The organism is Pseudomonas sp. MYb327, assembly GCF_040438925.1.
Classification (GTDB): Bacteria; Pseudomonadota; Gammaproteobacteria; order Pseudomonadales; family Pseudomonadaceae; genus Aquipseudomonas.
On the sequence record NZ_CP159258.1, the window covers coordinates 2,806,709 to 2,830,434 of the forward strand.

Here is a 23,726-nt window from a genome sequence, read left to right on the forward strand (position 1 = left end):
CCTAACCAAATCTGGATCTAGTATTAGTAGTGGTAAACTTGATGGCCCTGCTTGACCGTGAAATCCAGATGTTTTCAGTACAAGGTTCTGACAACGGACACCCCCCATGGAAATAGCACGACAATTCATTATCCATGAGACCGCTCACTGGATACTCAACCATCATATGTCGTCGAAGCTCCCTGGCTATCTGGTGCTCGGGACACGATACAACACCCGTTCGCTGGCGGATCTCCCCGACGGCGCGCTGGCCGAGATGGGTGTGCTGCTCGCCAAAGTGCAGAAAATCCTGCAAACGGAGTTTCAGCCGAAGTGGCTCTACATCAGTCGATTCGGCCACGACCCCGGATTCCCCATCCACTTCCACTTCATTCCGGTGTACCCGTGGGTCGAGGAACTGTTCTGGAAGGATGAGCGGTACCGGCTGCTGATGAACTTCGGTGCAGGCGCCAACGCCCATTCACTGACCGATGGCGCGGAAATGACGCTGTTCATCTGGCGTGAATTTGGTGAGAGCCCTGAGCCACCGTCTATCCATGGACCGTCGATCGAGCAAGTCATCGACCGTTTGCGGCTGGCGTTCAGCCCACCGCTGGCGGTCAGTCGCGTAGCCGCGATGGGCGCACGCACGCCAACCATCCAGTGACGTGCCGTGAGCTTTTATTTGACCAGGCGCTTTTCCTTCGACGGCCTGTAACCGAAGTAAGCGCTGTAGCACTTGCTGAAATGACTAGGTGAAACAAACCCGCAAGCCACCAGCACATCGACCTGCGACAGTTCGGTGTGCTGGAGCAGTCGACGCGCCTCGGTGATACGCAATTCCATGTAATACCGTTGCGGGGTTGTACCCAATTGCTCCTTGAACAAACGCTCGAGTTGACGCCGCGAACGGCCTGCATAAACCGCCAGTTGTTCCAGCTCCAGCGGCTCTTCGAGGTTGGTGTCCATCAACTTCACCACCTCGCGTAATGGCGCGCTCACGCAGATATTTTCCGTCGGCTTGATGCGCCGGTAACGCGACTCCTCGAACGCCAGGATGTCCTCGATTCCCTCGACCAGAGCTTTGTCGTGCAGCCCCTTGATCCAGTCCAGCGCCATATGGAACGCGCCGGAAGGACTGGAAGCCGTGAGTCGGTCTCGATCGATGATGTAAGGCTCACTGCTGACCTGTGTCGCCTTGCAGAACTCGGCCAGCGCCGGACGGTGTTCGGGGTGAATGGCGCAACGGTAACCGTCCAGCAAGCCTGCCTTGCCCAGGAACCATGCGCCGTTCCACAACCCGGCCAGGCTGACACCCACTTCTGATGCGGTCCTCAAAAGACTGATAAAACCTTCACTTGCCTTGAGTTCGGTCCGGTAGCCGCCGCAAATCACCAGCAGATCCAGATCTTTGATTTCAGCACAATCGAGAAGCGTATCCGGCCGAATCACCAGTCCCAGATCGCTGACCACCTCGCCCTCGCTCAAACCGAACGTTCGGGAAGAAAACGAGCCCGGTCGCAGCAGGTTCGCCGTGACAATGGTATCCAGCGCCTGGGTAAACGCCGGCAGCGAGAAATGTTCGAGCAGCAAAAATCCCGCCCGAATCGTTCGCAGGTCGCCTGAATGCTCATTGAGATAGCGAAGGTTTTTGCCCTTCATGCCTCCGCTGAATTGCCGTCTTTCGATCAATGCCCGACCCACTCCGTTACGCCGTTGAACCGTAAAAATGCCTGTGTCGCGAGGCGCCATTGTGCGATGGAACTCATCCGCTACGACACCATTTTCGTCGACGAAAACGACCCTGTGGCGAGGGAGCTTGCTCCCGCTGGGACGCGAATCGACCCCAAAAAAAGGAACGGCTGCGCCGTCCCACGGGAGCAAGCTCCCTCGCCACAGGTTCAGTGTCACGCTCGATTGATGCGTCTGAGTAGGTAGAGCCTTAGAGATCGCGGCCTTCGGCAGATCCTGCGTGATTCAAGGAGCTGCCGCAGGCTGCGATCTTTTGAGTCCGCCGCGTTTATGCCACTTCCTCACCCATCACATCCTCCGCCCAACTGATCGCCGCCACCACGGTCGGGAACCCGATCGTGCTGGTCAGTGCGATCAGGGTGTGGCGGATCTGCTCCGGGGTTGCGCCGGCTTCCAGTGCGCGTCGGGTGTGACTGTGCACGGCGCCTTCGGAATGGATCGCCGCGGCGGCGCCGAGCTGAATCAACTGGACCACTTGCTCGTCCAGCGGACCGGCATGACGCACAACGGTACCCAGGGCTTCCACCGCATCCAGATAGTCCGGGTATTGCTGCTTGAGGTTTCGGTAGGTGTTGTGCGCTCTCTTCTTGGGCATTTTTTTCTCCTCGCGAACCTGGTCCGGGCAACGCACTTGAGCACATTTGCGGCCGTGTTTTACCCGATTGATAAAGGCTTCGATCAGCAAAACTTGCGAAAAGCGACAGTCAGCTAAGCTTAGTGCAGCTAATTGCTCACGATGCTCGCATCTGCAGGTTTTGGGTTTTTCTGGAGAGCGTCTGCAACAGCTATTTCAGACAGGCCCACACAATTTGCGCAGGACTTGCCGTGATGACGAAGCCTCTTCTCAGTTTCGATGAACTCAAGCGTGCTGCCGCCTCCGGCGAAATCGACACCGTTCTGGTGTGCATGGTCGACATGCAGGGGCGACTGGTCGGCAAGCGATTCCAGGTCGAGTTTTTCATCGACAGCGGCTATGAAGAAACCCACTGCTGCAACTACTTGCTGGCCGATGACATCGACATGGAGCCGGTGCCCGGTTACGCCGCCGCCAGTTGGAGCAAGGGTTACGGCGACTTCGTGCTCAAGCCCGACATGAGCACGCTGCGCAAGGTGCCCTGGCTGGAATGCACGGCGCTGGTGTTGTGCGATGTGCTCGAACATCACCATCGACAAGACTTGCCCCACAGCCCGCGCGCCATCCTGAAAAAACAGATCGAGCGGCTGCGTGAACGCGGCTACACCGGCATGTTCGCCTCGGAACTGGAGTTCTATCTGTTCGACGAGAGCTACGAATCGATCCACAAGCGCAACTACTACAAACCGAAAACCGCCGGGCACTACATCGAGGATTACAACATCCTCCAGACCACCCGCGAAGAGCCGGTGCTGCGGGCGATTCGCAAGCATCTGCAAGCGTCCGGCATTCCCGTGGAGAACTCCAAGGGTGAATGGGGGCCGGGCCAGGAAGAGATCAACATTCGCTACGCCGATGCCCTGACCATGGCCGACCACCACGTCATCATCAAGCACGCCTGCAAGGAGATCGCGCAGCTGCAGGGCAAGGCGATCACGTTCATGGCCAAGTGGCGTTACGACGCCGCCGGTTCCAGCAGCCATATCCATAATTCGCTGTGGGACAAGAACGCCAAGAAGCCACTGTTCTTCGACGCCAAGGCCGAGTTCGGCATGTCGAAACTGATGCGCGCCTGGGTCGCCGGACAGCTCAAATATGCAAACGACATCACCTGTTTCCTGGCGCCCTACATCAATTCCTATAAACGCTTTCAGGCTGGCACCTTCGCCCCGACCCGCGCGGTGTGGAGCCGCGACAATCGCACCGCAGGCTTTCGCTTGTGCGCCGAAGACAGCAAAGCCATTCGCATCGAATGCCGCATCGGTGGGGCCGACCTCAACCCTTACCTGGCCTTCGCCGCGTTGATCGCTGCCGGGCTGGCCGGGATCGACGAGAAGCTCACACTCGACCCTCCTTTCGAAGGCGACGCCTACGTCGACGAAAAACTGCCGGAAGTCTCCAAGACGCTGCGTGAAGCCAGTGCGGCGCTCAAGGGCTCGAGCATGTTGCGCGAGGCGTTCGGTGATGAAGTGGTCGACCACTACGTGCACACCGCCGAATGGGAACAGAAGGAGTACGACCGGCGGATTACCGATTGGGAATTGCAGCGCGGTTTTGAACGTTACTGAGACCATCATGACTTCGACGATTCAACTGATCTCCCCGGTCGACGGCCGGGTCTACGCTGAGCGTCCGTTTGCCGATGCTGCGCAGATCGAGCAGGCGTTGGCGTCTGCCGCCGCTGCCCAGGCGCAATGGAAACGCCGACCTTTGAGCGAACGCGCGGCTTTTTGCAGCGCCGCGGTGGACGCGATGCTGGCCATGAAGGACGAAATCGTCCCGGAACTGGCTTGGCAAATGGGCCGACCGGTGCGCTTTGGCGCGGGTGAATTGCGCGGTTTCGAAGAGCGTGCGCGACATATGATCGCCATTGCGCCTGAAGTGCTGGCAGCGGTGGAGCCCGCGCCTGTGGCGGGTTTTCGGCGCCATATCAAACGCGAGCCGCTGGGCACGGTGCTGGTGGTCGCACCGTGGAATTACCCGTATCTGACAGCCGTCAACACGGTGATCCCGGCGCTGATGGCGGGCAACGCCGTCATCCTCAAACACGCTTCGCAAACCCTGCTGGTGGGTGAACGATTTGCCGAGGCCATGCGCCGCGCCAATCTGCCTGAGGGCCTGTTCCATCATCTGCTGCTCGGCCATGACCAGACTGCCGCGATCATCAGTTCCGGACGCGTGCAGCAGGTGAACTTCACCGGTTCCGTGGAAGCCGGCAAGGCTATGGAAAGCGCTGCCACCGGGCGCTTTCTCGGCATGGGCCTGGAGCTTGGCGGCAAAGACCCGGCCTACGTGCGGGCCGATGCCAACCTCGACCATGCGGTGGAAAACCTGGTGGACGGCAGCTTTTTCAATTCCGGGCAAAGCTGCTGCGCCGTGGAACGGATCTATGTCGATCAGAGAATCTACCCGGCGTTTATCGAGCGTTTCGCCGACTTGACCCGTCAATACGTGCTCGGAAATCCGCTGGACGAATCCACCACGCTCGGCCCGTTGGTGACACCGGGCGCAGCGGTGTTCGTGCGTGCCCAGATTGCCGAAGCATTGGCCCAGGGCGCCAAGGCATTGATTGATCCGCAAGCCTTCCCCGCCGATGTGCCGGGCAGCGCCTACCTCGGGCCGCAGGTGCTGGTGGATGTCACCCATCAAATGTCGGTCATGCGTGATGAAAGCTTTGGTCCGGTGGTCGGCATCATGTCGGTGACCGGCGACGATGAAGCCATTGCCTTGATGAACGACAGCGAGTTCGGGCTCAGCGCTTCGATCTGGACCCAGGACCTCGCCGCCGCCGAACGCCTGGGCAACGAGATCGACACCGGCACCGTGTTCATGAACCGCTGCGATTACCTCGACCCGGCCCTGGCCTGGACCGGGGTGAAAAACAGCGGGCGCGGCGTCACCCTGTCGCGTCTTGGCTACGAACACCTGACCCGCGCCAAATCCTTCCATTTGCGCCACGAGATCTGAGCCATGAGCCTGACCGGAAACTGGAATTACCCCACGAGCATTCGCTTCGGTGTCGGCCGCATCACCGAACTGGCCGAGGTCTGTCGCAGCCAGGGTATCCAGCGACCGCTGCTGGTCACCGACAGTGGCCTGGCGCGCGCGCCGATCACCACGGCAGCGCTGGATGCCCTGCGCGCCGACGGTCTCGGTGCCGAAATGTTCTGCGACCTCAAGCCCAACCCGGTCGAAGCCAACCTGGCCGGCGGGCTCGATGCCTGGCGTGCCGGCAACCATGACGGAGTGATCGCCTTTGGCGGTGGCAGTGGCCTGGACATGGGCAAACTCATTGCGTTCATGAGTGGCCAGACCCGCCCGGTCTGGGATTTCGAAGACATCGGCGACTACTGGACCCGCGCCGATGAAACCCGCATCGCCCCGGTCATCGCGGTGCCGACCACGGCAGGTACGGGTTCTGAAGTCGGCCGCGCGGCGGTGATCATCGATGAAGCGACCCACACCAAACGCATCATCTTCCACCCGAAAATGATGCCGCGCGTGGTCATCAGCGACCCGGTACTGACCGTCGGCATGCCGCCGAAAATCACGGCTGGCACGGGCATGGATGCGTTGTCGCACTGCCTGGAAGCCTACTGCGCTCCCGGCTTTCACCCCTTGGCCGATGGCATTGCGGTGGAAGGCATGCGCCTGGTGACCCAAGCGCTGGTGCGGGCCGTGCATACCCCTTCCGACCTCGACGCGCGCGGACAAATGCTCGCGGCGGCGGCGATGGGCGCAACAGCTTTTCAAAAAGGACTCGGTGGCATGCACGCCCTCGCCCATCCCATCGGTGCGCTGTACGACACCCATCACGGCATGACCAATGCCACGCTGATGCCGTATGTGTTGAAGTTCAATCGAGCGGCCATCGAAGAACGCATCACACGCCTGGCGGCTTATTTGCGTCTGCCCTCCCCCGGTTTCGACAGCTTCCTGGCTTTCATCCTGAAATTGCGCAAGGACATCGCCGTACCGCACACGCTGTTTGAGCTGGGTGTGGATGACAAACAGGCCGACCTGATTGCGGACATGGCCGTTGTCGACCCCTCGGCTGGCGGCAATCCGCTGCCGATCACCCGGGCCGGTGCGGCAGAAATTTTCGATGCGGCGTTTCACGGCCGTCTCTAGAGCAGTCGACTGTCCAGGGTCGAATGGGCAGGTTTTATCGCGTGGAAACAGGAGCAGTACGACAAGGGGTTGAAGGCCACCCCATCCGGTACCCCGGATGGATGCGTACCAAAACCTAAGGGGCACACCAAAAATGAACCCAGCAAGCCAGCCCGGCACCGACGCGCACGACGAAGACGTCAAGGTGCTGCACAGCATGGGCTATGCCCAGCAGCTCTCGCGACGAATGGGCGTTTTCTCCAACTTTGCGATTTCCTTTTCGATCATCTGCATCCTCTCCGGCGGCATCAACTCACTGGCCCAGGGCACCTCGGGCGCGGGCGGCGCAGCCATCGGCATCGGCTGGCCGATCGGCTGCCTGATTTCCGGGGTGTTCGCCCTGGCCATGGCACAGATTTCCTCGGCTTATCCCACCGCTGGCGGCCTGTATCACTGGGGCTCGATACTGGGTAATCGCTTTACCGGGTGGCTGACGGCGTGGTTTAACCTGCTGGGTCTGGTCACGGTGCTCGGCGCGATCAACGTCGGCACCTATTACTTCTTTTTCGGTGCCTTCGGACCGGCGCTGGGCATGGAGGACACGACCACTACGCGGGTGATTTTCCTGGCGATCCTCACCGGTATCCAGGCGTTGTGTAACCACTTGGGCATCGGCCTGACCGCCAAGCTCACGGACTTCTCCGGCTACCTGATTTTCGCCACTGCATTGGCGTTGACCATTGTCTGCCTGATCTCGGCTCCCAGTTACGAATTCGCCCGGCTGGTGACCTTCGGCAACTATTCCGGCGAGGCTGGCGGCAGCGTCTGGCCACAAGTGTCCAACGGTTGGATTTTCATGCTCGGCCTGCTGTTGCCGATCTACACCATCACAGGCTACGACGCCTCCGCGCACACCTCCGAGGAAACCCGCAATGCGGCGCTATCGGTGCCACGGGGCATGGTGATGTCGGTGGTCTGGTCGTTACTGTTCGGCTGGGTGATGCTCAGCGCCTTCGTGTTGATGCTGCCGAACATGGATGAGGCCGCCAGCAAAGGCTGGAGTGTGTTTTTCTGGGCCATGGACACACAGGTCAACCCGACACTGAAGCTCGCGTTGTACGTGGCGATATTCATCTCGCAAGTGCTCTGCGGATTGGCCACGGTGACCTCGGTTTCACGCATGATCTTCGCCTTCTCCCGTGACGGTGGTCTGCCTTTCTCGAAGGCGCTGTCCTCGGTGTCACCGACCTTTCGCAGCCCGGTGGCGGCGATCTGGACCGGTGCGACCCTGGCGGTGTTGTTCGACTGGGGCTCGTCGGTGATCTCGGTCGGTGAGACGCCGGTCTACACCATCGTGGTGTCTTGCACGGTGATCTTCCTGTTTTTCTCCTTCGTGATTCCTATCGTGCTGGGCCTGTTTACTTTCGGCACGGCGAAGTGGCCGACCATGGGGCCGTGGAACATGGGGCGTTTCTGGTACTCGGTGTTTGCCATTCTGTCGGTGCTGTCGATGGTGATCATTTTCATCATCGGGATTCAGCCGCCGAATGATTGGGCGTTGTACATCACCATCGGGTTTCTGGTGTTGACGGCGGTTGTCTGGTTCGGGTTTGAGGCGAGAAGGTTCCAGGGGCCGCCGGTGGGCGATGTGATTGCCAGGCGGCAGGCTGAGATTGCGGCGGCTGAAGCGGCGTTGGATAAGCGAACTTGATTTGAGTGCCCACCCATTGCTTCGGTGATGGGTGTACGCGTTCACCTGTAGGAGCCGGCTTGCCGGCGATAGCGGTCGTTCAGTCGACATAGTTGCGCCTGACCCGCCGCCATCGCCAGCAAGCCGGCTCCTACAGAGGTCCCCTCAAGACGAAGCCGTCGCCTGCTTTTCAGTGGGCGGCGGCATTCCCCGACATCAGCCCATGAAGCACACCCAGCCTTAACCCCGGCTCGGAAGGCGTCATGTGCAGGACGCCGAACACCTTGAACGCAGCCAACATCACCACCAGGCCGCCGGGCAAGATACTCATGCGATGGGTTTGCAGGCCCGCCAACTTGAGTTGTTTGACATGCCCGACTTCAAGCAGGCGCAACGACAGGCGCAACAGACCGCTGTAGGTGATACCGTTTTGGCCGTAGTCATTTAGCCCGTTTGCTTTGAGCACTTTCGCCAGCATCCGGGCAGTACCTGACGAACCTATGACTTGCTGCCACCCGAGCGCCCGATATCGGCGTGCAACCTTTTCGAACTGTAATGTGGCAACACGCTCGGCTTCGAGCAGCGCCTGAGCGGTGATTCGCCCGCCCGCAAAATACTGCGAACCAAACGTACCGCTGCCGATGGCAATACTCTCGGTGACGAGGGGCTGAGCGCCCCTGCCCAGAATCAGCTCGGTGGATCCGCCGCCAATATCCACGACCAGTCGCATGCTCTCGGCATCTCGTATCGTATGGGCAACGCCGGCGTAGACCAGTTGCGCTTCTTCGTGCCCGGAGATGACATCAATGCGAAAACCCAGGTGCCGCTCCGCGCTGGCGAGAAACAGTTGCGCATTGTCGGCTTCGCGGACGGCACTGGTCGCTACCGCGCGCACTCGACCGGCCTCGAAGCCGCGCAGTTTCTTGCCGAATCGCGCCAGCGCTTGCCAGCCTCGATCCAGCGCCAATTCGTCCAGTGCCCCACCCTGAAAGCCCTCCGACAACCGCACGGGCTCACGCAGGGTTTTCACTTCCTGGATCATCATCCGCTGGTTTCGCTTGACCGACTGGCCAATCATCATGCGAAACGCATTGGAGCCCAGGTCAATGGCCGCGAAGAGAGAGGCGTCGCCTTTCATGATGGGGATTCCTGGCAAATTCATCTGCCCGCGGAGGGCGCTCCACAGGTCGCGCAAGACGGTTTGCGAAGATGTTGCCACGCAGTCGATGACACCCATGTGACACGGCCCTTTTTTGTGGCCGCTTCGCGCCCAAACGGGCGCAAGCTCCCTCACCACCTGTTCAGTGTCACGCCAACGCCAAACTCCATTGTGTTGTAACTCATCCAGTCGCTCCGTTTCGTCTACCCTCAGAAGGCGCCCTGCCGCCACCCGCGTGCACCCGGCGCATCGGCATTCTTGCGTTAAATGAACCGGAGACGCTCCATGCTCAAACGTACCTTTGCTTTGGCCGTCGGCTTGACCCTGTCTGTCTGCACGTTGCTGACCCACGCCGCCGACACCCTGAAAGTCAGCGCCATTCCCGATGAAGCCCCCACCGAACTGCTGCGCAAGTTCAAGCCATTGGGCGCTTATCTGGAGCAGAAACTGGGCATGAAAGTCGAGTTCGTACCCGTGAGCGACTATCCGGCGGTGGTCGAGGCATTGGCTACCGACCGCATCGACATGGCCTGGCTCGGCGGCTTCACCTTCGTGCAGGCACGCTTGAAAACCGGCAATGCGATTCCGCTGGTCCAGCGTGAACAGGATGCCCAGTTCACCAGCAAATTCATCACCGCCGACCCGGCCGTCAAATCCCTGGCCGATCTCAAGGGCAAGAGCTTTGCCTTTGGTTCGGTGTCCTCGACGTCGGGCAGTCTCATGCCGCGTTACTTCATGCTCAAGGATGGCATCAAGCCGGAAACCTACTTCAGCCGCATCGGTTACTCAGGCGCCCATGACGCCACCGTCGCCTGGGTCCAGGCTGGCAAGGTCGACGCCGGTGTACTGAACGCCAGTGTGTGGGAAAAACTGGTCGCCGCGGGCAAGGTCGACACCAGCAAGGTCAGGGTTTTTGCCACCACCCCGGCCTACTTCGACTACAACTGGACAGTGCGTGGGACCCTCGACCCGGCGCTGGCAGCCAAGATTAAGGACGCCTTTTTGGCACTCGATCCGGCGAAACCGGCGGACAAGCAAATTCTCGACTTGCAGGCCGCCAGCCGCTTCATCGAAACCAATCCCGAGAACTACAAGGGCATCGAGGAAGCCGCTCGCGCCGCCGACCTGCTCAAATGACGTTGTGTTTGACCGGGGTCAACCTCACCCACGCCAACGGCGTCCTGGCGTTGCGTGGTGTGGACCTGCACATTGGCGCCAGCGAACAAGTCGCCATCATTGGCCCGTCCGGCGCGGGCAAATCGAGCCTGCTCAACCTGCTCGCTACCGCCCTGCGACCGAGCGGCGGCGAATTACACGTGCTCGGCGAGCAGGCCTGGCAGCTCTCTGCCCGGCAACGTCAGCGTTTACGGGCGCGTATCGGATTAGTCCATCAGGCGCCACCGCTGCCGCCACGCCAGCGCGTCGTGACTGCGGTGCTGGCTGGAAAAATCGGCCAATGGGGCTTGGGCAAAAGCCTGCTGAACCTGCTGCATCCGCTGGATATTCCCGGCGCCCGCGCGGCGCTGGCCCGGCTGGACCTGGGCGACAAACTGTTCGCACAGTGCCAGCAGCTGTCCGGCGGTCAGCTTCAGCGGGTGGGGATTGCCCGAGTGCTGTATCAAGCCCCTGAAGTATTACTGGCCGATGAGCCTGTATCGGCCATGGACCCGGTACTGGCCGAGCACACCCTGTCCGTACTCTGCCGGCATGCCCGCCAGCACAACGTCACCCTGGTCGCCAGCCTGCATGCGGTGGAGCTGGCACTGGCGCACTTTTCACGCATCATCGGTTTGCGTGACGGACAGATCCTGTTCGACCTTCCGGCCGGTGAAGTCGACCGTGAGTTGCTCGACAGGCTCTACGCCAACGAGCAACTGCAATCCCCGCCGGTCGCTACCGCGCCCTTGAGCGTGCAGATCCCCCGATGCTGACGCGCGATACCCGAGATCCGGACGCTCGCCCCCGCCTGCTCCTTACGCTGCTGGCCCTGTTCTTGCTATGGCCTGGCATCCACTACAGCGAGCTGGACCTGCGCGTATTGGTGGCGAGCGACAGTCAGAGCGAAATGGGCCGATTCGTATCGGCGTTCTGGCCACCGGCCCATGACGAGGAGTTTCTTCAGCTGTTGTGGCAAGCCACCTTGCAGACCCTGGCCATCGCCACGGCCGGCATGGCCCTGGCGTTGCTGCTGGCCGTTCCCGCCAGTCTGTTGGCCAGTCGGGCGCTGTCACTGTCAGCGGCTTCCCGTGCCGGTCATCCGGGTTTTATGGGGCAACTGCTGCGCTGGCCTGTGCGCGGGTTGTTGATCTTCCTGCGCAGCGTCCCGGAAATCGTCTGGGCCTTGCTGTTCGTGCGCGCCGTCGGCCTCGGCCCGACCGCCGGGGTTCTGGCCATTGCCATTACCTACAGCGGCATGTTGGGCAAGGTCTACGCGGAAATTTTCGAATCGGTCGACCAGCGTCCGGCACACGCGCTGCTGCAATCGGGCAGCGGCCGGTTCGCGGCGTTTTGCTACGGGATTCTGCCCAATGTCGCGGCCGAGTTGCTGTCTTACACGGTGTACCGCTGGGAATGCGCGATTCGCGCTTCAGTGGTGATGGGCTTTGTCGGTGCTGGCGGGTTGGGCCAGCAAATGGACCTGTCGCTGCGCATGTTCGCCGGGGGTGAAGTCGCCAGCCTGTTGCTGACCTTCCTGGTGCTGGTGCTGTTCGCCGACCAACTCAGCAGCCTGCTGCGCTGGAGGCTGACATGAATCGCCTGATCAACCTGGCACTGCTGCTGTGCATTGTTGCGGCGGTGGTCGTCTCGTTCATCTACTTGGGCGTCGACCTCGGCGAGCTGGGCGGCAGCGGCAACCTCAAGCAGATGGGCGCCTATGCGCAGCGTTTTCTCAGCCCGGATCTGAGCGCGGGTCATTTGCAAGCCATCGCTCACGGCGCCCTGGAAACCATCGCCATGTCGGCCCTGGGTACGTTGCTCGCTGCGGTGTTCGGCCTGCTATTGGCATTGCCTGCCGCCGGGCGATTCGGCTGGCCATTGCGCAGCGCATCGCGCCTTGTGCTCAATGCCCTGCGCGCGGTGCCGGAATTGGTATGGGCCGCGCTGATGGTCCTTGCCGCCGGGCTCGGCCCCAATGCCGGCACCTTGGCCCTGGCCCTGCACACCACTGGCGTGCTTGGCCGCCTGTTCGCCGAAGCGCTGGAAAACACCCCGCCGGAACCCGCCGAAGCCATCCGTCTGCAAGGCGGCAACACCGTATGGGCCTTCTGCTATGGCACCTTGCCCAATCTGCTGCCGCAGCTGCTGGCCTACATCCTGTACCGCTGGGAAAACAACATACGCATGGCCAGTGTGCTGGGCTTCGTCGGCGCCGGAGGGTTGGGCCAGATGCTGTATGTCAGCCTCAGCCTGTTCCAGGAAGCTCAAGCCAGCACGGTCATCCTGGCCATGTTGCTGCTGGTGTTCGCCGTCGACTCGCTGAGCAGCTGGAGCCGTCAACGCTGGGTGAAGGCGTGAATGCGAGCTGGCGCCAGCGTCTCCTGTGCACTAACGTTCAAGCAGCCGGAATGGTTTAGCGAGCGTTTCGATAGCATAAATTTTTCGCCAGAACGTTGCGCGAAACGGCGCTGCATTTTGTTCCTCATCCGCCATGAAAAGGGTGTTGTTCCAATCAGGTTTTCGATTCATGGCATTAACCACTCAGAGCCTATGCGGAGTACGGATGCAGATGCAGGATGTCCGCCCCAACCCGGCACTTGATCTGGAATATTGTGCCGAACGTCCGATATTCATGGCCTTCTTACAGCAGGCGAGACAATCGCCTGATGCCATTGCTGTCATCTCCCAAGACACGACCTGCAGCTATCGACAGCTGGAAGAGATCAGCCACGGCATTGCGGCCTGGTTGATTGCAAAGGGCGCTAGCGAATCAGACCGGATTGTCATTGTTTCGAATCGATGTGCGGGGCTGGTCTACGCCATGCTCGGCGCGTCGCGTGCCGGATTGACCTTTACCGTGGCCGACATGGCCTATCCACCAGCGCGCATCGGGCAAATCATCCATTTGCTTGAGCCTGCTTTTGTTTTGCTTTGCGGGGAGGCCGAATTCGAACTGCAAGCAACAGAGAACTCCAGTGCGCAGGTCGTTAGAATCCCGGAACTACCCGTCGAAGCACTGCAACAGTTCAACTCCGATCAAAATAACTTGCCGGAAGTCGACCCTGGCAAAGCGGCCTATATCACCTTCACTTCGGGCAGTACCGGCGAACCCAAGGGCATTGTTACCTCCCATGCGCCTTTGGTGCATTTCATTGAGTGGCATACACAGCGCCACTCACTCTCAAAAGATGACTGTTTTTCATTGCTATCCGGACTGGGCCATGACCCGGTCTATCGAGACGTCTTCACGCCTCTGTCCATTGGCGCGAAAGTGGTTATTCCTGCGCAATCAACCGTCATAGACCCGCCTGCGCTGGCGGCATGGATACATCACAATCGAATATCCATCATTCACCTGACTCCGCCACTTGGGAAACTCATTGAAATCGGTACAAAACTCAACAAACTGAAACTCAACGAACTGCGGTATCTCTTCTGGGGCGGCGATGCGTTAAGCAGCACGCTTTACCAACAAATACGCACTGTTGCGCCCAACTCCATTAGCGTGAATTTTTACGGGACGACGGAAACGCCGCAGGCCATGGCATATCACCAGGTCGACCCTGAAGCCGATAACACCAGGATCCCCTTGGGCAAAGGGATTGAAAGTGCGCAACTGCTGATCGTGGATGACTCCAATCAGTTGGTTCGCGAAGGGCAAATCGGTGAAATCCTGATACGCAGTCCCTATTTATCACGGGGGTACTGGAGTGACCCGGCGCTGACCCGGGAAAAATTTGTCGTAAACCCCTTTACCCATGTCGAGAACGACATTTGTTATAGAACCGGCGATCTGGGCACTTACCTTGCGGATGGCAGCGTCAGTTTTCTGGGTCGGGGCGACAGTCAGGTCAAGATTCGCGGTCATCGAATCGAGCTCAGCGAAATCGAAGGAGCGATATCACGGCATTCCCGGATCAAACAATGCGTTGTCCTGGCCGCCAAGGACAATACGATGACAAGACTGGTGGCTTATTGCGTGCCGACAACGCCAGTCTCGGCCGCTGAATTGCGTGAACATGTCGGCAATGAACTTCCGGAATACATGGTGCCGGCGTTGTTCGTGTTTCTGGATGCCATTCCACTGACACCGAATGGAAAAATTGATAAACGCGCATTGCCTCCGATGGTTGGCAACCCGGATACAGCGCTTGCCAATGCAGGCCAGGATCTATCACCCCTCGCGTTAAAACTGACGGCCGCGTGGTCTGAAATACTCGAAGTCACGCATATCGATGCCAATTTATCGTTCGTCGAACTGGGCGGGGATTCGCTCTCGTTCGTTCAGGCTTCGATGGTTCTGGAAGAGCTGATCGGACACTTGCCGGAACAATGGGAAACAACGCCCATACGCGAACTTTGCGAGCTGCCCAACACTGCGAAGACTTCAAAGTTCTCGGTTCGGGAAATGGAGCTCCCCGTCCTGTTGCGCGTCATCTCCATCATGCTCATCGTTATCGGGCATTTTAATTTTTTTCCGATCTGGCCCATTGCAGGCGAGACAACGGTTTTGTTTATGGTGTCCGGCATCAGCCTGGCAAGATTCCAACTTAAAGCCATAAACGAACGTGGCAACGCGCGGATGCTTCTCAAGTCCGTCATTAGCATTGCCGCGCCCACCATTCTTTACACTGTTTTGCTTCAAGTTGTATTCCACAGGTTTCACTGGCAACCATTGCTGTTGGTTTCAAACTGGTTTCCCTCGAGCATTACCGGTGACTTTGCCTATTGGTACATTGAAGTTCTGCTGCAAATGATCCTCATCATTGGCTTCGCGCTCTCATTTCAGCGCGTTCGAAACATCATAATGGCGAACCCGTTCCGTAACCTTGTTGTTGCAGCATGCTTATTGACGGTCGCGGATTTCATGATTGCCACGTATGTGTTTGATGCGATTGCGCTGTTTAACAGGGTGCCACAGCACTATCTTGCAACCATGGTGCTCGGCATGGCGATTCACTTTGCCCATTCAACCAGGCAGAAATTGATCGCCAGTGCGGTGACCCTGATGATCATTGCCTTCCAGGACTACCTGGCACTCTCCGGACTTGCCTCACAAGGCCTGGAGATGGTTTTTTATGTTGATATCGCCTTGCCCGCCGTGCTCGCGCTGATCTGGATCCGCTCCATCCCCGTGCCGGGCCTCATTGCCAAAGGGCTCGCCTTGATCGCTTCCTCAACGCTGTACATTTACCTGACGCATTTTCAGTTCCATTCCCTGACCCGCCACCTCTACGATCAGCCAGTGCTCGCGGTAGTTATTGCCGTCGTCGGTGGTATTGCAGTGGGTTATGCCTGGAACAAAGGCGTTCGAATCCTCGTCTTGCTCTGGAATAGAGGTGGGAAAAAGCGCAGTCCGGATACGATTGAGCGAGTTGCGTGACCTTTATGCAGGAAGGTTAAGATCAACCAGGTCAGGATTATTTTTAAGGATGTTCAAGGTATGTCCACTATCGATACGTCGCTGCAAGATACCGCCGCTCCCGACGGCGTTTGCTACGGCTGCGGCAGCAGTAATCCTCACGGGCTGCACATCAAGAGCTATTGGCATGAAGACGGCGTGCATGTCATGGCCGAGCACGTGCCAGAGGCCAAGTATTGTGGCTGGCCAGACCTGGTTTATGGCGGACTGATCGCGATGCTGGTGGACTGCCATTCAAACTGGACGGCGATGGCCTACCACTACCGCAATGAACAGCGCGAAGCCAGCAGCCTCCCCCGTATCAATTGCGTCACGGGCAACCTCGGCATCAAGTTCATAAAACCGACACCCATGGGTATTCCCCTGACCCTGCGCGCGAAAGTCGAAGGTGAAGTGGGACGCAAATGTCGGGTGATCTGTGAGGTGTTTGCCGGGGACGTGCTCACCGCCGTTGGAGACTCAATTTTCGTTCGCGTCGACACCGGGCAACTGGCGGACGCCGCTCATGGCCGATAAGTTGATTTATTCCAAGCCGCTGCTCATCTGAATGTGCGCAGCGAGCCCCTGCGAAAATCGGCGCAACCGCTTACAATCGCGCCTTTTTTTACCCAAGATCAGGCAGGCAGTACGGCTATGGCGCTCGACCCACCGACGATGTTGACAATCTCGATCGCCCTCGCAGCGGCCGCTGCGCTGTACCTGGCGATCGAGTGGGCCAGCATTCGTGAAACCTCGCTGCTGTTCTGGAGCACAGGTTTCGCAACGATCACCGTGGGTTCGACACTCGCCCTGCTGCGCATGAGCGGCCTATTTCTGGTTGGCATCTGGTTCGCCAACGGCTTGTTGGTGTTGGCCCACTGGTTTTTCCTGCTGGGCGTCGCGCGCTTCACGCAGGTGCGCCTGTCTCGTGCCTGGTACCTGATTTTCGTCGTATGGTCAGCGCTGCTGTTACTACCAGACGAACCGTCGTGGTCGAAGATCATGTTGCTGGCCAATTCGCTGCTGGTGGCTCTGGTGACGCTTAGAGCCAGCTTCCTTCTTCGTCCCCACGGCAGGTCGTTGAGTGTAGGCGCGGTGCAGCTGCGTTATGTATTGCTGGTCCACGGGCTGTTCTATTTCATCAAGGCGTTGACGGCGATCATTCCGGGCACCCTGATCGATCTTGCAGCCTTGCGTGGCGAAATCATTCAGATTTCCCTGGTCGAGGGCGCGATGGCGATCATGTTGATCGCGCTGTCGATGACCGGCACCGAGCGCTATCGTCGAGAAAAGCGGATGGCCCGGCTGGCCGCCCGTGATCCGTTGACCACCCTGTACAACCGCCGCGCCCTCGAAGTGCGCGCACCACGCCTGCTGACTGAAGTCTCCAGCACTCGACCGGGTGCCCTGCTGCTGATCGATATCGACAACTTCAAACTGGTCAACGATCTGTACGGTCACATGGCGGGCGACCGGCTACTGGTCACACTGAGCGAGATGATTCGTTCGACACTGCCCGAGGGCGCGCTGGCTGCCCGGCTGGGCGGTGACGAGTTCGTCATTCTTCTGAGCAACGCATCGAGGGAGCGCATCGTGGAGCTCGGCAGCGCGCTACGTGAGCGGTTTCACAACGAGGCAGCGCAGGCATTTGCCACGCCGGAAGCGGTGACCCTGAGTATCGGCGCCAACCTGTTCGACTATCCGCCAGCCAGTCTGGCGGCACTGATCGAGCAAGGCGATGCGGCGCTCTATGAATCCAAGCGTGGCGGACGCGACAGCATCCGCCTGGTCGACCGGACTTTGGCGCGCGGTGAGCCTGTACGAGCGAATTAAGTCACAAGATCAGCCTTTCTGGACGCCTTACTCGGCCACCGCGACTTGATTGCGGCCACGCGCCTTGGCTCGATACAGCGCCTTGTCGGCGTTGCTCATCAAACTGTGCAGGTCCTTGTCGCTGGTCTCCATTGACGCCACACCGATGCTGGCTGTTATGCAATGAACAGGCCCGGTCATCAGCCCCGAAATCGACTGGATGAGTTCTTCGGCGAGGTTCTGTGCCACTTCAAGAGATGTCTCCGGGAGCAAAACAGCGAACTCCTCTCCCCCCAGTCGGCCGTGAACGTCCGATTCGCGAAAGAACTTGCAGATAACCACGCCCATTTGACGCAGCACCTGATCGCCGACCTGATGTCCGTAGGTATCGTTGATGTGTTTGAAGTGGTCCATGTCCAACATCACGGCACACAGCGGCAACTGATAGTTTTGGCAATGGTTGTACAAGCGCTGGGCATGCTCGAAGAACGCCCGGCGATTCTTCAGGCCGGTGAGTTCATCGGTTTGGGCGGCACGGGTGGAAATACTGTGGGCCATTTCCATTTCACGGGTTAAACGAAAGGCCGTTTCCAAGGCATCGGAGAGTTTGCGTGTCGCGCTGAAGACAAATGACGCGAACACCAGAACCGCCGCGCCGATGCCAAATTGCAAAACTGTCGGCTGGAACAACAGCCAAATGGCGCTGGGGAACAAAACCAGAACAATGGACACGACTGTCATGTAGCGATAGGCCGAATAACAGGACACTGCGCTGACCGACATCCCGACGGTGAAGAGCATGACCAGCGCCTGAGCCAAAACGTCGTTTGCCGGCATGACGGCTAACGCGCCACCGCCCCAGATACTGGCGGATAAGACCAGGGTGGCCCAAAACAAACGTTCCCAGCGCACCGGTGTGCGATCCCCTTCCGGACTGCGGAAATAGGCGATAAACATCAAAATGCGCAACGACGTCGACCCCGTCAACAAGGCGACCCACCAAGCCACGACGGTGTGATCAATACGATCCCAGCACAACCAGCACAGCATGGCCAAGGCCAGGAAGGCGCCGAAAACCGCGGTCACTGATTGGCGAAACAACTGATGCAATCGATCAGTGCGTACCTGCTGCGCGATAAAGCTTTCCTGCTCACGCCGAAATCCAAGGCCATCCATTTGAGCCGCCTGATCATGATGCTGTGCCGAAATACCATTGTGGCACATTGCTCATGCTGGGCTACAAAACCGTTGTACGCCCTGGAGCTGTGCTAAGAGACTGTGCCTATCAACAACAAATACTCCGGCTATTAGCTGACTACCCGATAGCGGTCTAGCCTTATCTAGCGTCGGCGTAGTCTGGCCGGCACAGACCTGATGTGAAGATAAGAATGAGTCAGAAAACTGACCAGGCATAAGGTGGGTCGTCGTATTGGCAACTTGCTTGCCTCTGTCAGCAATGCCCACGTGACCACCACGATCAACTGATCGAAAGAATGGTCCAGCAGCCTGAGTCATTGATTTCGCTCGCTCTTCCCGTGCCCGAATCCGGGCCGGGTGGCTGAATGAACTCGACCAAAGGTAGCTCACACATGGCAAACGAATCGAAATGTCCCTTCAATCACGCCGCCGGCGGTGGCACAACGAACCGCGACTGGTGGCCGAATCAACTGAACTTGAGAATCCTGCACCAGCATTCGTCCCTCTCCGACCCCATGGAAGCAGGCTTCAACTATGCAGAGGCGTTCAAGAAGCTGGACTTTGCCGCCGTCAAAAGAGACCTGAACGCGCTGATGACGCAGTCGCAAGACTGGTGGCCAGCGGACTTTGGCCACTATGGACCGCTCTTCGTTCGCATGGCCTGGCACGCCGCTGGTACGTATCGCACCGGTGACGGACGCGGCGGCGCCGGTACCGGCCAACAACGCTTTGCACCACTCAACAGTTGGCCGGACAACGTCAGCCTCGACAAGGCGCGCCGGCTGCTCTGGCCAATCAAACAAAAGTACGGCGACAACATTTCCTGGGCTGACCTGATTGTGCTCACCGGTAACGTCGCGCTGGAGTCCATGGGCTTCAAGACCTTTGGTTTCTCCGGGGGTCGCCCGGACGTCTGGGAACCGGATGAAGACGTGTATTGGGGCTCTGAAAAAAAATGGCTGGCCGGAGATTCACGCTACGGCAAAGATGACAACGGACCCGCTCAAGCCCCTGGCGATGTTCCACTGGTTGCTGAACCCGGGAGGAATGAAGACAGCCGCACCGAAGACGGTCGCAACCTGGAAAACCCTCTCGCCGCCGTGCAAATGGGTCTGATTTATGTGAACCCGGAAGGCCCGGAAGGCACCCCCGACCCGGTCGCTGCCGGGAAGGACATCCGCGAAACCTTCGGCCGCATGGCGATGAACGACGAGGAAACCGTGGCGCTGATTGCCGGCGGTCACGCCTTCGGCAAGACCCACGGCGCCGGGCCTGCCGACAATGTGGGGGCCGAGCCCGAGGCGGCCGGCCTGGAATTACAGGGTCTTGGCTGGAAAAACAGCTTCGGCACCGGCAAAGGACCGGACACCATCACCAGCGGTCTGGAGGTGACCTGGACCACAACGCCCACCCAATGGAGCAATAACTTCCTGGAGAACGTGTTCGGCTTCGAGTGGGAATTGACGAAGAGCCCGGCGGGCGCCCACCAGTGGACGCCAAAAAACGGCGCCGGCGCCGGCATCATCCCGGATGCGCATGACCCGTCGAAACGCCGCAACCCCACCATGCTCACCACTGACCTGGCCCTGCGCTTCGACCCGATTTACGAACCGATTTCCCGGCGTTTCCTGGAAAATCCCGACCAGTTGGCCGACGCTTTCGCCCGCGCCTGGTACAAGCTGATCCACCGCGACATGGGGCCACTTTCGCGTTACCTCGGCCCGGAAAACCCCAGCGAAGTGTTGCTCTGGCAAGACCCGATTCCAGCGGTCGACCATGCCTTGGTCAACGACAGCGATGTCGCGGCGCTCAAGAGCAAACTGCTGGCCTCGGGCCTGTCAGTCTCTGAGCTGGTCTCCACCGCATGGGCGGCAGCTGCTTCTTTCCGGGGCTCCGACAAACGCGGCGGCGCCAACGGTGGGCGGCTACGCCTGGAGCCGCAAAAGTCCTGGCAGGCCAACCAGCCTGAGCAACTGGCGAATGTGCTGGCAAAACTCGAGAGCATCCAGAACGAGTTCAGCACCGGCGGCAAGAAAATTTCGTTGGCTGACCTGATCGTGCTGGCCGGGTGCGCCGGCGTCGAGCAGGCAGCAAAAAACGCCGGGCAAACCATCACGGTGCCCTTCACACCGGGGCGGATGGACGCTTCTCAGGAACAAACGGACGTCGAATCTTTCGGGTTCCTCGAACCCATTGCCGATGGCTTCCGCAACTACCTCAAGGGCCGATACAGCGTTCCTGCCGAGTCACTGCTGATCGACAAAGCGCAGCTTTTGACCCTCTCCGCACCTGAAATGACCGCGCTCATTGGCGGCTTGCGGGTGCTCAACACCAACGTCGGCAAAACCTCCCACGGCGTCTTCACGAGCCGGCCAGAGGCGTTGACCAACGACTTCTTCACTAATCTGCTGGACATGGGCGTGGAATGGAAACCGGTGTCGGAAGCCAATGAAGAGTTCGAGGGTCGTGACCGCAAAACCGGCCAGCCGAAGTGGAAGGCGACTCGCGTCGATCTGGTCTTCGGCTCTAACGCACAGTTGAGGGCGTTGGCCGAGGTCTACGCAAGCGCTGGCGGGCAAGAGAAGCTGGTGAAGGACTTCGTGGCCGCATGGACCAAGGTGATGAACCTGGATCGCTTTGACTTGAAGTGAAACGCGGGTGTGGTGATTGACCAGGGGCGGCGCAATGCCGCCCCTGTTGCTTCGATTTTGTAAAATCCCGGGAGGATAACTTTTATTGATGCATCACGACCCAGTCTTCGTGCGAAAATCCCTGCCATCATTCAAGCACTGACATGCCGAGTAGAAGAAATGAATCGCCAGAAAAAACTACAGCAGTTGTTCAAGGAAAAAGCCAAAAAAGCCAGTGCCAAACTGGCACCAAAAAAGCCTAAATACATCAGTAAAGCGGACCGATTGAAATTGGCTGCCGAGGCCGGTCCTGATTCGGTCATTGCCCCTGAAAGCTGATCCGGTAGCCGAACGCATTATTCCACTGGACCAAAAATTCACCCCCTCCACTCTCGCGGACTGACGCCTGTCTTGCGTCGAAACGCCCGAGCCAGCGCCGAAGGACTTTCGTAGCCCACTTCTTCGGCGATCAGGGCGATGGGTTTGCCCTCGCGCAAACGCTTCTGCGCCAAGCTGATGCGCCAGCTCACCAGATAATCCACGGGTGTCTGCCCGACCACGCGTTTGAAGTGCTCGGCGAAGCTGGCCCGAGACATATGGGCCAGCGCCGACAGTTCTGCCACGCTCCAGGCTTTGCCCGGTGTTTCATGCATGACGTTCAAGGGCCGCGCGAGGCGTGAATCGGCGAGGCCGGCCATCATGCCCGGCTGCTGATCGCGACTGCTGAGGATGTGCCGCAGCAACAGAATGACCACCAGTTCGAACAGTCGGTCCATCACCGCTTCACGCCCGCAGGTGCCATCGAAAGCCTCCTTGAACAGCCATTCCAGCGTGCTGCTCAATGTCGGGATTTCCGCGAGTTTCAGTACCAGGTATTCCGGCAACGCTGCCGCCAGCGCATTGCCCGAGCCACCGTCGAAGGTCAACGAAGCGCAGACCAGTTGCGTACCGGCGTCATCCCCGGAAGACAAACGATGGCGGTAGGGACGAGGAAAGAAGATCAACGTCGGTTCGCAGATGAGCAGCTCTCGTTCATCAGCCAGTTTCAGCACCAACTCACCGCCCTGGAACAGGTGCAGGTGCCCGCACGTCTGGCTGCCATCGAAAGCTGTGATGCCGCAAAACGTGCCGCTGTGGAAAGTGCCGGCATTGACGCCGAAATGTGCCAGCAATGTAGACAAGCGATCCATGGAAATTACCCTGCAAGCAGTTCTGGACGATCTGTCGCATATCGTCGACGATTTGCACCCAATAAACCAGTACCAATCTCTAGCATGAACTCCGTACCCAGCGCCCGTCGCGCTGAAATCTTCGGAGAATCACCATGACCCGCATCATCCCTGTCAGCTTCGAAAACGCCACCGACGCCACTCGACCGTTGCTGGAAGGCGTGCAGAAGAAAATCGGCTTCCTGCCCAATGTCTTCCGCGTGCTGGCCCAAGCGCCCTCCGTGCTGGCCTCTTACCTGCAAAACTCTGCGGCGCTGGGCAAGACGTCCTTGAGCGCCACGGAGAAGGAAGCGATTTTCCTCGCCACCTCTCAGGTTAACGGCTGCGACTATTGCCTGGCGGCGCACACGTTGTTTGCCGGCAAGGCTGGGCTCTCGGGCCAGGAAATTCTAAGCGCCCGGGAAGGCAAACTAGACGCCTTTGCCCTGCTCGCCCGGCAAATCACCGAAAGCCGTGGCCACCTGAGCAGCGAGCAGATCGCCGCGGCCCGCGCTGCCGGTATCAATGACGCGAAGATCATCGAAGTGATCGCCCACGTGGCTTCGCAGACGCTGACCAACTACCTGAACAACGTCGCCCTGACCGATATCGACTTCCCGGTCATCGATGCCTGAGCCACGCCTGATTACGGAGAACTGACCATGCACACCGTCACCCTGTACACCACAGACACCTGCCCTTACTGCCGCAGTGCCAAATCACTGCTGGCGAGCAAAGGCATCACGATGAAGGAAATCAACATTCAGACCCAGCCAGGCAAACGCGAAGAAATGCTCAGCCGCAGCGGACGGCGCAGCGTGCCGCAGATTTTCATCGGCGACACGCATATCGGCGGCTTCGACGACCTGGCCAGGCTGGATCGCCAGGGTGGATTGATGTCGATGCTGGCGTGAGTTTGCGGCGACTCATGAACGCAAGCCAAAACATCGGCCTCCAACACGAACTTGTGGCAAGGGAGCTTGCTCCCGCCGGGCT

22 protein-coding genes are annotated in these 23,726 nt (G+C 59.2%); 16 read left to right on the forward strand and 6 right to left on the reverse strand.

The features are described from left to right. The first annotated feature begins 106 nt into the window (after window positions 1-106). Complete coding sequence (locus ABVN21_RS12555; protein ID WP_339556379.1) at window positions 107-646, forward strand: HIT family protein; 540 nt, start codon at window positions 107-109, stop codon at window positions 644-646. Window positions 647-660: 14 nt separating this feature from the next. On the opposite strand, the gene ABVN21_RS12560 is transcribed toward ABVN21_RS12555, so the two are convergent. Continuing rightward, the gene (locus ABVN21_RS12560) at window positions 661-1,641 is read right to left on the reverse strand and encodes a GlxA family transcriptional regulator (RefSeq protein WP_339556415.1); all 981 of its coding nucleotides are present in this window, start codon (window positions 1,639-1,641) and stop codon (window positions 661-663) included. A gap of 358 nt (window positions 1,642-1,999) precedes the next feature. Beyond that, entirely contained in the window at window positions 2,000-2,326 is a 327-nt protein-coding gene (locus ABVN21_RS12565; RefSeq protein WP_339556380.1) for a carboxymuconolactone decarboxylase family protein, read from the reverse strand. A 233-nt stretch (window positions 2,327-2,559) separates the two neighbouring features. On the opposite strand from ABVN21_RS12565, the gene ABVN21_RS12570 reads away from it, so the two are divergent. The 4 genes from ABVN21_RS12570 (at window position 2,560) to ABVN21_RS12585 (ending at window position 8,186) form a co-directional block, all read left to right on the forward strand. After that, on the forward strand, window positions 2,560-3,933 hold the full coding sequence (locus tag ABVN21_RS12570) for a glutamine synthetase family protein (RefSeq protein WP_339556381.1): 1,374 nt from the start codon (window positions 2,560-2,562) through the stop codon (window positions 3,931-3,933). Window positions 3,934-3,940: 7 nt separating this feature from the next. Then, window positions 3,941-5,332 (forward strand): aldehyde dehydrogenase family protein, encoded by a 1,392-nt coding sequence (locus tag ABVN21_RS12575; protein ID WP_339556382.1) that lies wholly within the window; start codon window positions 3,941-3,943, stop codon window positions 5,330-5,332. A gap of 3 nt (window positions 5,333-5,335) precedes the next feature. Beyond that, window positions 5,336-6,496, forward strand: coding sequence for an iron-containing alcohol dehydrogenase (locus ABVN21_RS12580; protein WP_339556383.1), 1,161 nt, complete (start codon window positions 5,336-5,338; stop codon window positions 6,494-6,496). Between the two features lie 133 nt (window positions 6,497-6,629). Next, window positions 6,630-8,186 carry an amino acid permease gene (locus tag ABVN21_RS12585; RefSeq protein ID WP_339556384.1) on the forward strand — a complete coding sequence of 519 codons (1,557 nt, stop codon included), beginning with the start codon at window positions 6,630-6,632 and terminating at the stop codon, window positions 8,184-8,186. A gap of 169 nt (window positions 8,187-8,355) precedes the next feature. Here ABVN21_RS12585 and ABVN21_RS12590 read toward each other — a convergent pair whose 3' ends face one another. Further along, window positions 8,356-9,303 carry a Ppx/GppA family phosphatase gene (locus tag ABVN21_RS12590; protein ID WP_339556385.1) on the reverse strand — a complete coding sequence of 316 codons (948 nt, stop codon included), beginning with the start codon at window positions 9,301-9,303 and terminating at the stop codon, window positions 8,356-8,358. 306 nt (window positions 9,304-9,609) lie between these two features. Between ABVN21_RS12590 and ABVN21_RS12595 the strand changes: the two genes are divergently transcribed. The 4 genes from ABVN21_RS12595 to phnE are packed head-to-tail and all read left to right on the forward strand — an operon-like array spanning window position 9,610 to window position 12,840. Continuing rightward, window positions 9,610-10,461, forward strand: coding sequence for a putative selenate ABC transporter substrate-binding protein (locus ABVN21_RS12595; RefSeq protein WP_339556386.1), 852 nt, complete (start codon window positions 9,610-9,612; stop codon window positions 10,459-10,461). Further along, window positions 10,458-11,255 (forward strand): ATP-binding cassette domain-containing protein, encoded by a 798-nt coding sequence (locus tag ABVN21_RS12600; protein WP_339556387.1) that lies wholly within the window; start codon window positions 10,458-10,460, stop codon window positions 11,253-11,255. Before ABVN21_RS12595 ends, ABVN21_RS12600 begins: the two co-directional genes overlap by 4 nt. Next, window positions 11,249-12,076: an ABC transporter permease subunit gene (locus ABVN21_RS12605; RefSeq protein ID WP_339556388.1), complete on the forward strand. Its 828-nt coding sequence runs from the start codon at window positions 11,249-11,251 to the stop codon at window positions 12,074-12,076. Before ABVN21_RS12600 ends, ABVN21_RS12605 begins: the two co-directional genes overlap by 7 nt. Next, the gene (gene phnE, locus ABVN21_RS12610) at window positions 12,073-12,840 is read left to right on the forward strand and encodes a phosphonate ABC transporter, permease protein PhnE (protein WP_339556389.1); all 768 of its coding nucleotides are present in this window, start codon (window positions 12,073-12,075) and stop codon (window positions 12,838-12,840) included. Before ABVN21_RS12605 ends, phnE begins: the two co-directional genes overlap by 4 nt. A gap of 30 nt (window positions 12,841-12,870) precedes the next feature. Here phnE and ABVN21_RS12615 read toward each other — a convergent pair whose 3' ends face one another. Further along, window positions 12,871-13,011, reverse strand: coding sequence for a hypothetical protein (locus ABVN21_RS12615; protein ID WP_339556390.1), 141 nt, complete (start codon window positions 13,009-13,011; stop codon window positions 12,871-12,873). A 40-nt stretch (window positions 13,012-13,051) separates the two neighbouring features. Between ABVN21_RS12615 and ABVN21_RS12620 the strand changes: the two genes are divergently transcribed. From ABVN21_RS12620 to ABVN21_RS12630, 3 genes are all read left to right on the forward strand, one after another. Further along, window positions 13,052-15,865 carry an amino acid adenylation domain-containing protein gene (locus ABVN21_RS12620; RefSeq protein WP_339556416.1) on the forward strand — a complete coding sequence of 938 codons (2,814 nt, stop codon included), beginning with the start codon at window positions 13,052-13,054 and terminating at the stop codon, window positions 15,863-15,865. A 60-nt stretch (window positions 15,866-15,925) separates the two neighbouring features. Then, on the forward strand, window positions 15,926-16,420 hold the full coding sequence (locus tag ABVN21_RS12625) for a PaaI family thioesterase (protein ID WP_339556391.1): 495 nt from the start codon (window positions 15,926-15,928) through the stop codon (window positions 16,418-16,420). Between the two features lie 117 nt (window positions 16,421-16,537). Continuing rightward, complete coding sequence (locus tag ABVN21_RS12630; RefSeq protein WP_339556392.1) at window positions 16,538-17,716, forward strand: GGDEF domain-containing protein; 1,179 nt, start codon at window positions 16,538-16,540, stop codon at window positions 17,714-17,716. A 27-nt stretch (window positions 17,717-17,743) separates the two neighbouring features. Here the strand turns inward: ABVN21_RS12630 and ABVN21_RS12635 are convergent, their stop codons facing one another. Further along, entirely contained in the window at window positions 17,744-18,871 is a 1,128-nt protein-coding gene (locus tag ABVN21_RS12635; RefSeq protein ID WP_339556393.1) for a diguanylate cyclase, read from the reverse strand. A 413-nt stretch (window positions 18,872-19,284) separates the two neighbouring features. Here ABVN21_RS12635 and katG point away from each other — a divergent pair, with 413 nt between their 5' ends. Both katG and ABVN21_RS12645 read left to right on the forward strand, forming a co-directional pair. Next, the gene (katG, locus tag ABVN21_RS12640) at window positions 19,285-21,543 is read left to right on the forward strand and encodes a catalase/peroxidase HPI (RefSeq protein ID WP_339556394.1); all 2,259 of its coding nucleotides are present in this window, start codon (window positions 19,285-19,287) and stop codon (window positions 21,541-21,543) included. A 159-nt stretch (window positions 21,544-21,702) separates the two neighbouring features. Further along, a complete protein-coding gene (locus ABVN21_RS12645; RefSeq protein ID WP_339556395.1) occupies window positions 21,703-21,861 on the forward strand; it encodes a DUF2986 domain-containing protein in 159 nt (52 codons plus the stop codon). Window positions 21,862-21,899: 38 nt separating this feature from the next. Here the strand turns inward: ABVN21_RS12645 and ABVN21_RS12650 are convergent, their stop codons facing one another. Next, the gene (locus tag ABVN21_RS12650; RefSeq protein WP_339556396.1) at window positions 21,900-22,712 is read right to left on the reverse strand and encodes an AraC family transcriptional regulator; all 813 of its coding nucleotides are present in this window, start codon (window positions 22,710-22,712) and stop codon (window positions 21,900-21,902) included. A gap of 134 nt (window positions 22,713-22,846) precedes the next feature. Between ABVN21_RS12650 and ABVN21_RS12655 the strand changes: the two genes are divergently transcribed. Both ABVN21_RS12655 and grxC read left to right on the forward strand, forming a co-directional pair. Next, a complete protein-coding gene (locus ABVN21_RS12655; RefSeq protein ID WP_339556397.1) occupies window positions 22,847-23,365 on the forward strand; it encodes a carboxymuconolactone decarboxylase family protein in 519 nt (172 codons plus the stop codon). A gap of 27 nt (window positions 23,366-23,392) precedes the next feature. Continuing rightward, on the forward strand, window positions 23,393-23,644 hold the full coding sequence (gene grxC, locus ABVN21_RS12660; RefSeq protein WP_339556398.1) for a glutaredoxin 3: 252 nt from the start codon (window positions 23,393-23,395) through the stop codon (window positions 23,642-23,644). The last annotated feature ends 82 nt before the right edge of the window (window positions 23,645-23,726 follow it).

Excerpts from the sequence above, each read along its gene's own strand:
- ABVN21_RS12585 (WP_339556384.1), top strand. The coding sequence starts at position 6,630 with ATGAACCCAGCAAGCCAGCCCGGCACCGACGCGCACGACGAAGACGTC.
- ABVN21_RS12635 (WP_339556393.1), bottom strand. The coding sequence starts at position 18,871 with ATGGATGGCCTTGGATTTCGGCGTGAGCAGGAAAGCTTTATCGCGCAG.
- phnE (WP_339556389.1), top strand. The coding sequence starts at position 12,073 with ATGAATCGCCTGATCAACCTGGCACTGCTGCTGTGCATTGTTGCGGCG.
- ABVN21_RS12605 (WP_339556388.1), top strand. The coding sequence starts at position 11,249 with ATGCTGACGCGCGATACCCGAGATCCGGACGCTCGCCCCCGCCTGCTC.
- grxC (WP_339556398.1), top strand. The coding sequence starts at position 23,393 with ATGCACACCGTCACCCTGTACACCACAGACACCTGCCCTTACTGCCGC.
- ABVN21_RS12565 (WP_339556380.1), bottom strand. The coding sequence starts at position 2,326 with ATGCCCAAGAAGAGAGCGCACAACACCTACCGAAACCTCAAGCAGCAA.
- ABVN21_RS12555 (WP_339556379.1), top strand. The coding sequence starts at position 107 with ATGGAAATAGCACGACAATTCATTATCCATGAGACCGCTCACTGGATA.
- ABVN21_RS12560 (WP_339556415.1), bottom strand. The coding sequence starts at position 1,641 with ATGAAGGGCAAAAACCTTCGCTATCTCAATGAGCATTCAGGCGACCTG.
- ABVN21_RS12655 (WP_339556397.1), top strand. The coding sequence starts at position 22,847 with ATGACCCGCATCATCCCTGTCAGCTTCGAAAACGCCACCGACGCCACT.
- ABVN21_RS12600 (WP_339556387.1), top strand. The coding sequence starts at position 10,458 with ATGACGTTGTGTTTGACCGGGGTCAACCTCACCCACGCCAACGGCGTC.
- ABVN21_RS12620 (WP_339556416.1), top strand. The coding sequence starts at position 13,052 with ATGCAGGATGTCCGCCCCAACCCGGCACTTGATCTGGAATATTGTGCC.
- ABVN21_RS12580 (WP_339556383.1), top strand. The coding sequence starts at position 5,336 with ATGAGCCTGACCGGAAACTGGAATTACCCCACGAGCATTCGCTTCGGT.
- ABVN21_RS12625 (WP_339556391.1), top strand. The coding sequence starts at position 15,926 with ATGTCCACTATCGATACGTCGCTGCAAGATACCGCCGCTCCCGACGGC.
- ABVN21_RS12590 (WP_339556385.1), bottom strand. The coding sequence starts at position 9,303 with ATGAAAGGCGACGCCTCTCTCTTCGCGGCCATTGACCTGGGCTCCAAT.
- ABVN21_RS12570 (WP_339556381.1), top strand. The coding sequence starts at position 2,560 with ATGACGAAGCCTCTTCTCAGTTTCGATGAACTCAAGCGTGCTGCCGCC.
- ABVN21_RS12575 (WP_339556382.1), top strand. The coding sequence starts at position 3,941 with ATGACTTCGACGATTCAACTGATCTCCCCGGTCGACGGCCGGGTCTAC.
- ABVN21_RS12650 (WP_339556396.1), bottom strand. The coding sequence starts at position 22,712 with ATGGATCGCTTGTCTACATTGCTGGCACATTTCGGCGTCAATGCCGGC.
- katG (WP_339556394.1), top strand. The coding sequence starts at position 19,285 with ATGGCAAACGAATCGAAATGTCCCTTCAATCACGCCGCCGGCGGTGGC.
- ABVN21_RS12630 (WP_339556392.1), top strand. The coding sequence starts at position 16,538 with ATGGCGCTCGACCCACCGACGATGTTGACAATCTCGATCGCCCTCGCA.
- ABVN21_RS12645 (WP_339556395.1), top strand. The coding sequence starts at position 21,703 with ATGAATCGCCAGAAAAAACTACAGCAGTTGTTCAAGGAAAAAGCCAAA.
- ABVN21_RS12595 (WP_339556386.1), top strand. The coding sequence starts at position 9,610 with ATGCTCAAACGTACCTTTGCTTTGGCCGTCGGCTTGACCCTGTCTGTC.
- ABVN21_RS12615 (WP_339556390.1), bottom strand. The coding sequence starts at position 13,011 with ATGAATCGAAAACCTGATTGGAACAACACCCTTTTCATGGCGGATGAG.